The sequence below is a fragment of the Sphingomonas sp. NFR04 genome (assembly GCF_900114095.1).
GTDB lineage: Bacteria > Pseudomonadota > Alphaproteobacteria > Sphingomonadales > Sphingomonadaceae > Sphingomonas.
This window is the reverse complement of sequence record NZ_FORV01000010.1, coordinates 17,991-31,081: the sequence shown is the minus strand read 5'-3', so window position 1 is coordinate 31,081 and position 13,091 is coordinate 17,991. Positions and strand designations below refer to the sequence as shown.

12 protein-coding genes are annotated in these 13,091 nt (G+C 66.6%); 5 read left to right on the top strand and 7 right to left on the bottom strand.

Annotation, left to right across the window (positions count from 1 at the left end):
• Nucleotides 1–398 precede the first annotated feature (398 nt).
• Entirely contained in the window at nt 399–866 is a 468-nt protein-coding gene (locus BM009_RS21060) for a hypothetical protein (protein WP_093299351.1), read from the top strand.
• Nucleotides 867–895: 29 nt separating this feature from the next.
• Here the strand turns inward: BM009_RS21060 and BM009_RS21055 are convergent, their stop codons facing one another.
• From BM009_RS21055 to BM009_RS21040, 4 genes are all read right to left on the bottom strand, one after another.
• Nucleotides 896–1,507, bottom strand: a complete 612-nt coding sequence (locus tag BM009_RS21055) for a TetR/AcrR family transcriptional regulator (RefSeq protein ID WP_093299349.1) — start codon at nt 1,505–1,507, stop codon at nt 896–898.
• Between the two features lie 112 nt (nt 1,508–1,619).
• Entirely contained in the window at nt 1,620–1,826 is a 207-nt protein-coding gene (locus BM009_RS21050) for a hypothetical protein (RefSeq protein ID WP_093299346.1), read from the bottom strand.
• Between the two features lie 133 nt (nt 1,827–1,959).
• Nucleotides 1,960–4,932: a TonB-dependent receptor plug domain-containing protein gene (locus BM009_RS21045; RefSeq protein WP_093299343.1), complete on the bottom strand. Its 2,973-nt coding sequence runs from the start codon at nt 4,930–4,932 to the stop codon at nt 1,960–1,962.
• Between the two features lie 126 nt (nt 4,933–5,058).
• Nucleotides 5,059–8,079: a glycosyl hydrolase family 28-related protein gene (locus BM009_RS21040; protein ID WP_093299341.1), complete on the bottom strand. Its 3,021-nt coding sequence runs from the start codon at nt 8,077–8,079 to the stop codon at nt 5,059–5,061.
• Between the two features lie 137 nt (nt 8,080–8,216).
• Between BM009_RS21040 and BM009_RS21035 the strand changes: the two genes are divergently transcribed.
• Nucleotides 8,217–8,762: a gluconokinase gene (locus tag BM009_RS21035; RefSeq protein WP_254772397.1), complete on the top strand. Its 546-nt coding sequence runs from the start codon at nt 8,217–8,219 to the stop codon at nt 8,760–8,762.
• Here BM009_RS21035 and BM009_RS21030 read toward each other — a convergent pair.
• A complete protein-coding gene (locus BM009_RS21030; protein ID WP_093299336.1) occupies nt 8,752–9,429 on the bottom strand; it encodes a FadR/GntR family transcriptional regulator in 678 nt (225 codons plus the stop codon). The genes BM009_RS21035 and BM009_RS21030 overlap by 11 nt on opposite strands.
• Nucleotides 9,430–9,691: 262 nt before the next feature.
• Between BM009_RS21030 and BM009_RS21025 the strand changes: the two genes are divergently transcribed.
• Entirely contained in the window at nt 9,692–9,922 is a 231-nt protein-coding gene (locus BM009_RS21025) for a response regulator transcription factor (RefSeq protein ID WP_093299333.1), read from the top strand.
• A 7-nt stretch (nt 9,923–9,929) separates the two neighbouring features.
• On the opposite strand, the gene BM009_RS21020 is transcribed toward BM009_RS21025, so the two are convergent.
• Together BM009_RS21020 and BM009_RS21015 are read right to left on the bottom strand one after the other, a co-directional pair.
• Nucleotides 9,930–10,262, bottom strand: a complete 333-nt coding sequence (locus BM009_RS21020; protein WP_093299331.1) for a type II toxin-antitoxin system RelE/ParE family toxin — start codon at nt 10,260–10,262, stop codon at nt 9,930–9,932.
• The gene (locus tag BM009_RS21015) at nt 10,259–10,540 is read right to left on the bottom strand and encodes a type II toxin-antitoxin system Phd/YefM family antitoxin (protein WP_093299328.1); all 282 of its coding nucleotides are present in this window, start codon (nt 10,538–10,540) and stop codon (nt 10,259–10,261) included. The genes BM009_RS21020 and BM009_RS21015 overlap by 4 nt, the downstream gene beginning before the upstream one ends.
• Nucleotides 10,541–10,723: 183 nt before the next feature.
• On the opposite strand from BM009_RS21015, the gene BM009_RS21010 reads away from it, so the two are divergent.
• Together BM009_RS21010 and BM009_RS21005 are read left to right on the top strand one after the other, a co-directional pair.
• Nucleotides 10,724–11,923 carry an AAA family ATPase gene (locus BM009_RS21010; RefSeq protein ID WP_093299326.1) on the top strand — a complete coding sequence of 400 codons (1,200 nt, stop codon included), beginning with the start codon at nt 10,724–10,726 and terminating at the stop codon, nt 11,921–11,923.
• 34 nt (nt 11,924–11,957) lie between these two features.
• Entirely contained in the window at nt 11,958–13,043 is a 1,086-nt protein-coding gene (locus BM009_RS21005) for a ParB/RepB/Spo0J family partition protein (RefSeq protein ID WP_093299324.1), read from the top strand.
• Nucleotides 13,044–13,091 lie beyond the last annotated feature (48 nt).

Below are 13,091 nucleotides of genomic sequence, written 5' to 3'. Positions count from 1 at the left end.
CGGGCCATGGATCGCAGCGATGCCTCGCTACGTCCATCTGCCGTAAGGCAGCGCCTGTTACTACGTGGGTATGAGCGGATAGAGCCTAGGGCTCACCCCGTTTCTTGCGTGCAAGCTGGCGCATGTCCGCGTCTCCGTCTGCCCGCAACCCCGTGGGGGCGGCGGCTCACTTTCTATACCAGTCGGTATATAAGTCGCGCTGCGGTGCGTCAACAGCCTTTTTATACCGCCCGGTATTTTTCCTCGCAAGAGTGTTTTGCAGGCGCGAAACGATTTCTTGTCAAACCGCTTCAAGCGGGGCTGGCGGCGCGTTTGCCATCCCAGCGGACGGGAGCTACACGACCGTTGCCCAGGCGTTCCAAACGTCTGCATCGTCGTCGTCTGTTGGAGAGATCCCGATGCGCCCTGTCGTCCTTATTGCCGCCGTCCTGCTCGCCGCATGCGGGTCCAAGGAGAAGTCCGCGACGATCGCGGGCACGACGTACAAGACCGACGAGAGCGCCGGCACCGCATCGATCACCACGGCGAACGGCAGCATCAAGACGATCCGGGGCGCCGCCGCGGCCGCGGTGGTGATGCCCGCCTACGCGCCGGCCTATCCGGGCGCGACCGTCGACGGCGTGATGGAAACCGAATCGGGCGGCCGCAAGACCAAGATGGTGACGCTCGCGACCCAGGATCCGGTCGCCAAGGTCGCCGATTTCTACAAGGCCGCGCTGGCCAGGGAAGGGTGGAAGCTGCCCCAGTCCATGCTGATGCCCGACGCGGCGATGATCACCGGCGAGAAGGACGGCAAGCAGGTGTCGGTGATGGTCTCGAAGCAGGAAGGCAAGACCGGGATCGTGCTGACCGTGCCGAACGACTGAGCCGAAGCCGCCCTAACAAATGGCCGGCATCAGCGCGCCGGCCACATCGACAGGCTGGTCTGGACGAGCCGCTCGAGATCGGCGCAGCTTGTGCCCGCCCCACCCTGCAGCGCGATGCCCTGGATCAGCGCGATGATGTAGGAGGTCAGCCCCTCCGGATCCGCGTGCGGCGGAAGGTCGTCTTCGGCCTTGGCGCGTTCGAACCGCTCGACGATCGCACGCTTGGCGGACTCGCCGCGCTTGAGCACTTCCTCGCGAATCGACTCGGCCTCGGCACCGCACGCCACCGAGTTGATCACGCCCATGCAGCCCTTGGGATCGCTGCTATCGCGCTGACGCTCGAGCGCCCCGCGCAGCAGGGCCTCGGCAACACCGCGCGCCGTCGGCGCTTCGAGCGCGCGACCGATATAACAGAGCTTCTCGCGCTCGTAGAGTTCCAGCGCCTTGCAGAACAAGGATTCCTTGTTGCCGAACGCGGCGTAGAGGCTGGGTCGGGTAATGCCCATCGCCTCGGTCAGATCGGTTAGCGAGGCACCTTCATAGCCCTTGGTCCAGAAGATGCGGAGCGCTGCCGCCAACGCATCTTCTACGTCGAACTCGCGGGGGCGACCCTTGGCTACGGTACAGGCTGCGGTTTTCATAACGAGCGGTATATAACCCCGGCGGCGGCCAATTGCCAGTACGCGTATTTCCGCACGGCACGAAGGTTGCAAGGCCCGGGTGACGGCGAACGGGCCGCCACCCGGCACCGGATTACGGACGGACGCCGCGCACGCCGTTCAGCACCGCCAGCGCGGCAATGCCGAGAAAGGCTGCGCTGGTCCAGGGCCGCGCCTTAGCGAAGCTCTTGGCCTTTTCGGTGATCGGGGCGTCGCCCGAGAAATGGGCGCGGATATCGTCGGTCAGCGCGGTCTTGCCGTTCGACACGGTCTTGGCGGCGTTCTGGGTGGCTTCGGTCATGCTTCGTCTCCGTTGTTCGGGGCGCAGCGTTGCGCACCCGCCCTCAACGCCTGCCGCCGTTCCGGTTTCCGCCACAAAACAAAGGTCCCGACCTTGCGGCCGGGACCAGGAGATCGTCGGGGGGACGAAAGGATCAGAAGTTCAGGCGCACGCCGATGCGATAGGTGCGGCCGATCGTGTCGTAGAGCGCCGGATTGACGTCGAGGCCGGTATTGGTCTGCGGCGCCGGGGCGGGATCGACATTGAAAAGGTTGTCGACCTTGAAATAGCCCTCCAGCCCGCGGGTCACCTTGTAGGAGCCGCCGACGTCGACATAGAAGGCGCCGGGCATGAAGTTGCGGCTGATCGTCGGGTTGTTGCCGGTCGAGACCGGGCAGCCGCTCTGGCACTCGACATATTGGTTGCCGAAATTGCCGTCGGAGAACCAGCGCTCCTGCACCAGCAGGCTGAACTTGTCGGTATCGTAGGTCTGGATCGCCAGCCACTTCCAGTCGGGCGTCGCGCCGTTGTTGGCGCCGGCATTATCCACCGTCGCCACCCCGGCGATGCCGGCGCGGACGAGGAACTCCTGCACATGCGTGCCGAGCGCGCGGACGGTGAAGTTGCCCGGCAGGCCGAGCGGGCGCTGCCAGCGATAGCTCGCCTCGATGTCGAAGCCGCTGGTCTTCCAGCTCGCCAGGTTGAACGGCTGGACGTTGATGAAATTGCCGCCCTGCACCGGGCTGTTGAGCACGAAGCCGCCGCAGAAGGCCTGGTTGCCCTCGAAGCAGAAGCGGACGATCTGGTCGGGCGACAGGGTGGAGACGACGCCGCTCAGCTTGATCGTGTAATAGTCGAACGAGAGGCTCAGGCCCGGCAGCCAGGTCGGGTTGGCCAGTGTGATCCCCACTTCGGTGTTGCGGGCGATTTCGGGCTTGAGGTTGGGGTTGCCCACGGTGTTCTGAAACGCCTGCACCGCGACGTTGCGGAACGGATCGTTGAAGTTGGGCAGCGTGGTGACGGTGGGCGCGGCGAACAGCTCGGAGAGGTTCGGCGCCCGCACATCGCGCGAGGTGACCGCGCGCAGGCGGATCCCGTCGATCGGGGTCGACCAGGTGCCCCCGATCTTCCACGCCCAGACCGAGCCCGAGGTGCTGTAGTGCGTGTAGCGGGCGGCCGCGTTCAGATTGGCTCGGCCGAAGCTCGCGCTGTCGAGCAGCGGCAGGTTGGTTTCCGCCGAGAACTCGTAGACATTGTAGCGGCCGCCGCCATTCTTGTAGTTGCCCGCCGCCCAGTTGCTGCCGAGCGTCTGGTTGAGCAGCGGATCGGCCGGATAGGCGGCGCTGTTCGGGCTGGTCGCGCCCGCGCCGTACGGATCGGCGTTCACCCGGTAGAATTCGCGGCGATACTCGCCACCGATCGCCAGGCTGAGCGGGCCGGCCCAGAGGTCGAACAGATTGCCCGAGATATTGGCGCTCACCACGTCCTGGGTCAGCTTGGTATGCTGGAAGGGTCCGGCCGCCGGGGTGACATAGGCCAGCGCCGAGGCCGAGGGCACGAAGCCGCCGAACACGTTGATCGGCTGGCAGCCCGCCGCGCGCGCCACCGGATCGGCGCAGACGATCGCGCCGTTGAGGGCGATCGCGTTGGTCGCGGCGACATAGCGGTTCTGCAGGACGATATCATGGACGTTGATGTCCGCGATCGTCTCGCCATGCTCGTAATAGGCATCATAGTTCCACTCGCCGCCGCCTGCCGAGAACTTGCCCTTGGCGCCGAGCACGCCGCGATACTGGCGGCGATCGGTATAGACCTGCGGATCGGGGAAGGCGCCGTTGCTGGTGCCGAAGTTGAACGAGGTAATCCCCGCCGTGGCGCAGCGATCGCGCACCAGCTGCGGCAAATACGGGTTGGCGCACTGCACGGTCAAATTGGGGCGGTTATAGCCCGGGCTCGGCTGGTTGTTGGTCTTGACCTGGCCGATGCTGAGCGTGCCGTAGAATTCGTTGCCCGGCGCGAAATCATAGCCGATCCGCGTATAGCCGACGACGCGCTGCAGCTTGGAAACCAGCGACGCGCCCGAACCCGGCGCGCCGGTCAGGTCGCCGCCGACGCAGAAGCTGTTGCCCGGATAGCAGTTGCTCACCCGGCCGTTGCCGAGCGGCTGGCCGCCCGAGCCGTACTGGAAATTGTACGGGTTGCCGGCGGCGTCGAAGGCGATGCCCTGGAGCGGGCCGTTGTTGATCAGGCCGTAGCGGGCATATTGATAGGGCTGGGCATAGTCGCTGTAGACGAACTGCGGCGACCCACCGGTGGTCACGCCGGTGTTGAGCAGCGTCGTCGCCTTGTACCAGTCGCGGCTGCGGGCGAGATCGGTGCCGAAATCGCCGGGGCCGACACCGCCGTCATGAGCATATTCGCCGCTGACGATCACGTGCAGCTTGTCGCCCGCGAAGGATCCGCCCCAGGCGCCCTGCGCCAGGATCTGCTTGTTGTCGCCATAGGTGGTGATGCCGCCCATCACATTGGCCTTGAAACCGGTAAAGCGGGTATCGGTGATGAAGTTCACCACGCCGCCGACAGCGTCCGAGCCATAGGTGGCCGAGGCGCCGCCATTGACCACGTCGACGCGCTTGACCAGCAGCTGCGGGAACAGGCTGATGTCCGGCACCCCGCTGACGTTCGCAGCGGCGACGCGCTGGCCGTCGAGCAGCGTCAGCGTGCGGATCGGCTGGAGGCCGCGCAGCGAGAAGGAGCTGAGCCCCTGGGTACCGCTCGAGGTGCTGAACGTGCCGGTCGCCGCGCCGGTCGAACCCTGGAGCGAAGGCAGCTGGGCAATGGTGTTGAACAGGTTCGGCTGCGCATTGGCGGCGATCTGCTCGGCGCCGATCACGGTGGTGGGTGTCGGGGCGGTGAAGCCGCTGGCGATGATGCGCGAGCCGGTGACGACGATCTGGTCGTTCTGCTCGGTCTGGGCAGCGGTGTCCGCCTGCGGCACTTCGGCGGCGGGCGCCGGCTCCGCAGTGGTGGTGCTCTGGGCATTCGCCGCACTCGCCCATCCCATGGCCGCGAGCGCAATCAGGCTCGCGCCGCCAAGGCGCAGCTGCGACGTGAGAATGGCTTTCATGCGACGAACCCCTCCAATGTTTTCCGGCCGTTATCCGACCCGTGGCAATGATGTTGCAACGCTAGACCTGCCGAGCACCGCAGGCATCTACGACATAGGTGGTAGACGCCCCCGGCCCGGTCCCGCTCAGGGTCGTGCGGCGTAGAGTGCGTGGTGCGTCAGGATGAACAGCGTGCGCTTGTCCGTGCCGCCGAACAGGATCTGGAGCGGGCGCTCGGGCACGTCGATCCGGCCAACTTCCTTGCCGTCGGCGGCGTAGACGAACACCTGCCCGTTCGCGACATAGACCCGCCCGTCCGGCGCCACCGCCACGCTCTCGCCGCCGCGATTGGCGAAGGGCTTGAGGTTGGTCAGCGTGCCCGCCGGGCCCACGGTGCCGGTATAGGTGATGTTCTCCGATCCGTTGGTGACGAACAGCCGCTCGCCCTGCTTGCCGGCGACCAGCCCGTTGGCGTTAAGCGCGTGCGACCAGCGCCAGCCGACATGGTCGACCGGCCCCTGCTGCCACACCCGGAAGGCAGGCAGCGCGACGCTGCCGTCGGGCGAGACATAGGCTTGCGTCTTGGGCTCCATCGCTTCCTTGGCGAACAGCTCGGCCATGGTGGTGAACTGGTAGGTCTGCTGGTTCAGCTGGTCGCGGAATTCGCCGTTCGCCCACCAGTTTACCGGCAGCAGCGTCTTGGCGCCCGTGCTCGCGCCGATCGGCGTCGGCTCGATGCGGGTGAGCTGGTCGCGCGGGCCATCGGGGTCGATCGAATAGGCCGCGCCCTTGGCGCCGAGCGACGACAGCACCAGCAGATGTCCCGAGGCGTCGACCGCGAGATTCACCGGATCAAGCGCATGGTCGCGGATGATCTCCAGGCCCTTGGCCTCGGTCCAGCGCTGGATCCGCTGGAAGCGGCGGTCGATGAAGTAGAGCCGCCCCTGCGCATCCACCGTCGCACCGGAGATCGAGTAGAGGCCGTCCTCGAGCTTCTCGACCTTGCCGGTCAGCGGCTTCTCCGCCACCTGCCGCTCGACGGCGCCGACATCCAGCCGCGCGAACTCGCGTTCGCGGACCAGCTTCTTTCCGGTCACGTCCTCGATCGCATTGTCGAACGGATATTTGCTGACACGCAGGAACGTGCCGCAGCCCTCGTCGTCACACGCCGCGAAGCCGCTCTCGGCATTCACATGGACGTTGCGGAAGCGGATGTCCGAGGCATTGAACAGCCGTACCGCGCTCTTCGCCGGGTGGTAGCTGCGGGTAACGCGATAGCCATGATAATTGGCGAACAGCAGGTTGCGCGAGTTGCGGATCTCCAGCGAGACCGCATCGGGACCGTCGCCTACTTCCTGCTCAGTCTGCGGCGCGAGGAACTCCCAGTTCGCCACATTGTCGAGCACGAACTCGTTGCGGACGTGATGCTCGACCGACATCTCGTAGACATGGCCCGGCGTGCTGGTGTTGGTGACGTAGAAGCCGGCCTGGGCGAAGGTGTTGGGGCTCCACACATCGGTGAAGGTGCCGCCGCCATTGTCGGTCACCCAGATGCTCGGATATTGCGCGTCCCACCGGCCTTCGGCCACGGGATCGCCGGTACGACCCTGCAGGCTGCCGAGCGGCTTGCCGTCGGCGGTGGGGGTGCCGCCGCCGCCCATGATCTTCACGTCCTGCATCAGGCTGTTCGCGCCCGAGCGCCACAGCACCGCCGAAGCGCGCGGGTTCACCCGGCCGGTGAACAGGCCGAGGCCGGAGAGGATGTTGTCGCCGCCCTGCGGCGTCTCGAGGATCGGAATCACGCTGCCCAGCCCGCGATGCGCCGGATTGTCGTCGGGGATATAGAGCTGGGTGGTCGCCGGGTGCAGGCCGATCAGCACGGTGTCGGGGCGCAGCTTGAGCCGGTCGGTCACCTTGTAGAAGCCGATCGGCAGATAGAGCACGCGATTGCCGTCGATCGCCTTTTGCAGCGCGGCGGTGTCGTCGGTGGTGCCGTCGCCCTTCACCCCCAGTTTGCGGACATTGACCCACTCGGCCATCGGCGGCAGCGCGCGCACGGCCAGTTCGCGACGCGCGGGCACGCTCGCCAGCGGCTGGATCTCCGCCTGCAGGTCGGTCTTCCCCATCTCGCCGAGCTTGGGCACCTTCAGGCCATAGGAGAAGGCGCCGACGCGGTAGGCCCTGCCCTTCCCCGCCACGGTCTTGCCGCTCTCCCGGAAGCGGGCGAAGACCGGGCTGTCGACCGCAACCGCGTTATCGAAGCCGATCTGGGTGAAGGCGCTGTCCTCGTTGGAGATCACCACGCCTGCCTTCGCCACGCGTTCGAACCGCACGTCCTTGCCGTAGAGCGAGTCCGAATAGCCGCGGTCGATCTCGATCCCGACGGGCGTGTCGCGGATCGCGACGTTGACCAGCGTCAGGTCCACCTCATGCTCGCGGATCGCCGCCTCGCGCTGGCCGTCGAAGGTCGAATCGATCAGCGTGAACTGCCAGGCGGGCGAGGTCTTCTCGGTAACGATGCCGTAGCGCCCGCCCTTGAATGCCACCTTCTCGATCACGTTGCCGGCCTGGTAGACCCCGGCGAAGGCGCTGCCGAGGCGGAACTCCATGTGGCTGAGAAAGGCATGCTGCGCCATGCGGAAGCGCACGCCCGCCGCCGCCGGATTGCCCTCGGCAATCTCGATGTCGACATTGCTCATCGAGGAATAGAAGGTCCCCGAATTGGCATCGCGGACGATCTTGTCGCGGGGCACGACATTGGGGACGGGCACCGGCACCTTGCCGACCGCATATTGGTCGTCGCCGCCGAACACGATCATCGTCGAGACGCCCTGCTGGAAGCCGGGCGTGCTAGCGCCGAGCAGGATCGTCGGCCGCGTGCGCCCGACGCCGTAGACGCGCACGCCCGCCGGCACGACCAGCGTGCGGGTGATGCGGTAACGACCCGAGGGGAGGAAGACGATGCCGTGCCGCGTGGCGTCGCGGGCATCGTCGAGCGCCTTCTGCAACGCCGCGGTATCGTCCGTCTTGCCGTCGCCGCGCGCCTTCACGGTCACGGCGCGCGGTTCGTCCGGCGCCACGGGGAAGACCGATGCCTGCTGCGCGAGCGCGGGTGCATTGAGCGAGGTCGCGACGAGCAGACCGGCCAGGAAGCAGCGCATATCCATCCCCATTCTAAGCTTAGTTCTTGATTGCATGGGCTAACCCGTTGAAGGGCGAGCGGCACCTGCGACGAAGGTCGTAGTTTTCAGCACCGCTGCAGCCTTTCACAAGCGAGGCTGCCCCTCTTGCCGGAGCCTTGCCCATGTCCGACCTGCCTGCCCGATCGCCTGCCGCTGCGGCCGTGATCGTGATGGGGGTAAGTGGCTCCGGCAAGTCGACGCTCGGCGCGCTGCTCGCCGAGGCGCTGGGCTGCGTGTTCCTCGAAGGCGACGCCTTCCACTCGGCCGAGGCAGTGGTGAAGATGCGCGACGGCACCCCGCTCACCGACGCCGATCGCTGGCCCTGGCTCGATCGGATCGGGGCGGCGGTGGCAGCGTCGATCGACACCTGCGGGATGTCGGTCGCAGCCTGCTCGGCGCTGCGCCGCGTCTATCGCGACCGGCTGCGCAGCGAGATCCCCGGCGCGGTGCAATTCGTGCTGCTCGAAGCGGATCGCGACCAGCTCCTCGCCCGCATGTCCTCGCGGCCCGGCCATTTCATGCCAACCAGCCTGCTCGACAGCCAGTTGGAGACGCTGGAGCGTCCGCAGCCCGACGAGGGCGTGCTGATCCTGCCGGCGACCCTGCCCCCCGCGACGCTGTGCGACCGCGTCCTCGCCCATCTGGAGCAACCCGCGCTCAGGGCATGAGCCGGCGGCGCCCCTCCCCCAGATGCCACCGCATCGCCAATGCGGCACGCTCGGGATCCTGGGCACGGATCGAATCGACGATCACCTCATGCTCGTGGAGCATCACCGCGATCACGTCCGCCGAGCGCGACCGCGAAATGTCGACGCCGGCCTGCATCACCTTCTCGACATCGGGCCACAGCGCATCGAACGCCTGCTGGAAGGCGAGATTACCGGTGGCGTCGGCGATCGCGCGGTGGAGTTCGCGATCCTCGACATGGGCAGGCGCGCTGGACAGCAGCGCCGCGCGCAGGTCCGCCAGCGCGGCTTCCAGCACCGCCATCTGCTCGGCGGTGCGCCGGACGGCGGCGAGCCGCGCCGCCTCGGTCTCCAGCACGAAGCGCACTTCGTAGCTGCCCAGCGTCGCGGGCAGTTCGGCGAGCGGCATGAACGCCGCCAGCCGCTCCGATGGCCGCCCCTTGACGAACGAGCCCGCGCCGCGCCGCACTTCGGTGATCCCGTCCGAGCCGAGCCGCACCAGCGCCTCGCGGACAATCGCGCGCGAGACGCCGCACATCTCCGCCAACCGTGCCTCAGAGGGCAGCCGCGCGCCGACCTCGAGATCCTCCGCCTTGATGAGTTCGACGATCGCCGCATAGGCGTGATCGGATAGCCGCGGCTGGTTCACCGCGCCGCACTCCGGGCCTCTGCAACCGCCATGCCCCTCCCCTTGCCTGCCGGATGTCGGCGGTAACTTATCAGACAGCTTCTAGGCTCAGCCAGTCAAAATTGCCAGGCGAAACGATTAGGCGCGGTGATCCGCGCAAAATTACACTTGAACCTGTCCTACAAGTTCGCCTACGTTAACGTTAACGAATCTGGAGGCCTGGCCTCGGAAAACGGATCGGTTTGGGAGGATGGGCATGCAAGCCGCGACTCAAGCACAGCAGATGGAACGCACCGGCGCCGAGCCATCGGCTCCGCCGCGCCTCACGCCCACGCAGATGCAGGTGCTGCGCTGCGTCCATTCGGGGCTGCTCAACAAGCAGATCGCCTATGAGCTCGGCATGGCCGAAGCGACGGTGAAGGTCCACATGACCGCGGTGATGCGCAAGCTCAACGTCCGCAACCGCACCCAGGCCGCGATCGCCGCGGGCCAGTTCGGCTGGTCGCACGGTTGAGCGCGGCTCAGGCCGAGAGCAGCCGGCGCTCCAGCAGCGCCTGGAAGTCGCGCCGACCGTCTGCGATGAGAAACACGAACACGTGATCGACGATCACCCGGTAGATCAGCCGGTAGGGTGGTACCACTAGTTGCCGAAACTCGTGGATGCCGAGCACGTCGAGCTCGCGGGGCACGCTGCCGCGATCGGGATAGGTTTCCAGGCTATCGACCTTGGCCAGCATCGCGTCGAGAAAGGCGTCGGCTTGTTCTGTCGAACGATGCTCGCGGATCCAGCCATGAATGTCGGCAAGGTCCGTTTCGGCGCCAGCGGTGAGGTAGACCGTATAGCGCTCGCTCATGATGCGCTGTTGGAGCCGCCCTTGCGCAGTCGGGCGATGGCATCGCGCGCGGGCGTGAAGCGCCCGGCTTCGACATCGCGCGTTCCCAGCGCCATCAGTTTCAGCAACGCCAGCGTTTCCTGCGTCGCCTGATAGCTTGCCACGTCCTGCAACACGGCGCGCGCCTCGCCATTCTGGGTGATCACCAGCGGCGCGCCGCCTTCCGCCAGCCCGCGCAACACATCCGCAGCATTGGCCTTCAAATAGCTGACAGGCTTGACCTGTTCGGTGTAGCGCATCTCGGTCTCCGACCCTTATTCGTGTGATTTCAGACCATTATCGGTCCGAATATAGTCTTCATACTCGGTGATAACAACCGCGTGACCTGATAGTTGCGCCGTTCCGGAGCCAAGCTTGCCGGTTTGAACGAAATATGAGATGTATCCCATAACTCTCATTCAACCGCGCGGGGCGAGGCACGAATGCATTCAGACATTGAGCGGATCAGCGAGCTTGCCGATGCCGGCGAGCGCATGATCGAACGATTGCGCCGCAAGGCCTTTCTACCGGAAAGCCGCAAGGGACTCCATGTCCGTTTCGGCATTGCCGAGGCGGCGCAGCTGCTGGGCTGCTCCACCAACCGTATCCGCATGGCCGAGGAGGATGGACGTCTCCCCCCGCCCCCGCCGAGCGAGAATGGACGGCGGCCGGGTTACACCGTCGAGGAACTGCTCAACATGCGGCAGGTGCTGGGAGCCTCCCCTGCCCGCGCGCCGCTCGATGTGCCCGCCATCATCGCGGTGCAGAACTTCAAGGGCGGCGTCGGCAAGTCGACCGTCACCACCCATCTCGCCCATTATTTCGCGGTGCAGGGCTACCGGGTGCTCGTGGTCGATTGCGACAGCCAGGCGACCACCACCACCTTGTTCGGCTTCAACCCGCATTTCAACATCACCCGCGAAGAGACGCTCTACCCCTATCTCTCGATCGACCCGACCCAGGCCGACCTGCTCTACGCGGTGAAGAAGACGCCCTGGCCCAATGTCGACCTGATCCCGTCGAACCTCGAGCTGTTCGACGTGGAATATGAGCTGGCCGCAGCCGGTGCCGATGGCGGCTCGATCCTCGCGACGCGCTTCCGCAAGCTCAAGGCAGGGCTCAACGATCTGGCCCGCGACTATGACGTGGTGATCCTCGATCCGCCGCCTGCGCTCGGCACGATAAGCCTGGCGGTGATGCAGGCGGCCAACGCGCTACTGGTACCGCTGGCCGCGACCACGCCGGACTTCTGCTCCACCGTCCAGTTCCTCTCAATGATGGACCAGGTGCTGCACCAGCTGACCGAAGCGGGCATCGACGTCCGCTATGATTTCGTCCGGCTGATCTGCTCCAAGTTCGACGGCAACGATCCCAGCCATGCGATGGTCCGCCAGATCATGGAGCAGGCGTTCGGGCCGGCGCTGCTGCCGGTGCCGATCCTCGAATCGGCCGAGATCAGCCATGCAGCGATGCGGATGATGACGATCTACGAGCTGGATCGCCCGATCGGCACCGCGCGCACCCACAAGCGCTGCAAGGCCAATCTCGACGAGGCGCTCGGCCAGGTCGAGGCCTTGGTCCGCCGCAACTGGGGCCGGGTGGCGCCGGCGAGCGAAGAGGATGTCGTCAATGAAGCGGCCTGAGCGCACCGCCGCAACCGGGCAGAAGGGCTGAACCGTGGCACGTACCCAGAAAGACTATCTCGCCGATCTGCTCGCCGAGGAAGCCGCGGCGGAAGCGGCGGCGCCGGCGGCCTCAGCGCCTGCCCCCCTCCCCGCCCCCGCCGCGCCGGAGCCGGAACTGCCGCCGCGGCTCGCCCGGACGCGCGGCACCACGCTGCTCGGCCGCGAGTCCGCGCTCGCTCGGGTTGCGTCGGGCGAGGTGCGTCAGGTCACCCAATTGCTGCTCGATCCTTCGCGGGTGCGGATCTGGCCCGGCAATGCGCGCGTCTATGCCGATCTCAACGAGGAGAATGTCCGGGAGCTGATCGACTCGATCGTCGCGGAGAACGGCCAGAAGGTGCCCGCGGTCGTGCGGCGGATCGAGGGCGACCCGGACCATGACTATGAGGTGATCGCCGGCACGAGGCGCCACTTCGCGATCTCCTGGCTGCGCGCGCACAGCTATCCGGACATGCAGTTCGTGGCGCAGGTCGCGCAGCTGGATGACGAAGCAGCCTTCCGCCTCGCCGACCTGGAGAACCGCGCCCGCAAGGACGTGTCCGACCTCGAGCGCGCGCGCAACTATGCCGAGGCGCTCAAGGCGCATTACGGCAACCACCTCACCCGCATGGCCGAGCGGCTGAAGCTCTCCAAGGGCTGGCTGTCGAAGATGATCAAGGTGGCAGGCATCCCCGACGCCGTGGTCGCTGCCTTCGCGTCGCCTGCCGACATGCTGCTGAAGCCCGCCTATCCGCTCGCCCAGGCGCTGGACGACAAGGCCGCGGCAAAGGCGATCGTCGCCGAGGCCAAGGCGCTTTCCAGAGAGCAGGCCGATCGCCGCGCCAGCGGGCATGCGCCGATCGCCGCCGCCGATGTGCTGCGCCGGTTGCTCGCCGCGCCCTCGGGCCCGCAGGTGGCCGACGAGCTGTACCAATGGTCGATGCCCAGCGGACGCACCGCGCTGAGCGTGCTGTCGGTGAACCGCCAGGGCGTGACCGTGCGGCTCCATGCCGGCTCGGGCGCCAGCCGCGACCATCTCGTCAACGCCTTCCGCGATGCGCTCGACCAGCTCGAGCGCGAAGGCCGCGGGTTGCAGCCATGAGCGCGTTTCCCCGGGGAAACGACGGCGCCGAATGCGGCGGCCGTTTCC

Coding starts and splice junctions, on each gene's coding strand:
- BM009_RS21060 (WP_093299351.1), top strand. CDS start 399: ATGCGCCCTGTCGTCCTTATTGCCGCCGTCCTGCTCGCCGCATGCGGG.
- BM009_RS21055 (WP_093299349.1), bottom strand. CDS start 1,507: ATGAAAACCGCAGCCTGTACCGTAGCCAAGGGTCGCCCCCGCGAGTTC.
- BM009_RS21050 (WP_093299346.1), bottom strand. CDS start 1,826: ATGACCGAAGCCACCCAGAACGCCGCCAAGACCGTGTCGAACGGCAAG.
- BM009_RS21045 (WP_093299343.1), bottom strand. CDS start 4,932: ATGAAAGCCATTCTCACGTCGCAGCTGCGCCTTGGCGGCGCGAGCCTG.
- BM009_RS21040 (WP_093299341.1), bottom strand. CDS start 8,079: ATGGATATGCGCTGCTTCCTGGCCGGTCTGCTCGTCGCGACCTCGCTC.
- BM009_RS21035 (WP_254772397.1), top strand. CDS start 8,217: ATGTCCGACCTGCCTGCCCGATCGCCTGCCGCTGCGGCCGTGATCGTG.
- BM009_RS21025 (WP_093299333.1), top strand. CDS start 9,692: ATGGAACGCACCGGCGCCGAGCCATCGGCTCCGCCGCGCCTCACGCCC.
- BM009_RS21020 (WP_093299331.1), bottom strand. CDS start 10,262: ATGAGCGAGCGCTATACGGTCTACCTCACCGCTGGCGCCGAAACGGAC.
- BM009_RS21015 (WP_093299328.1), bottom strand. CDS start 10,540: ATGCGCTACACCGAACAGGTCAAGCCTGTCAGCTATTTGAAGGCCAAT.
- BM009_RS21010 (WP_093299326.1), top strand. CDS start 10,724: ATGCATTCAGACATTGAGCGGATCAGCGAGCTTGCCGATGCCGGCGAG.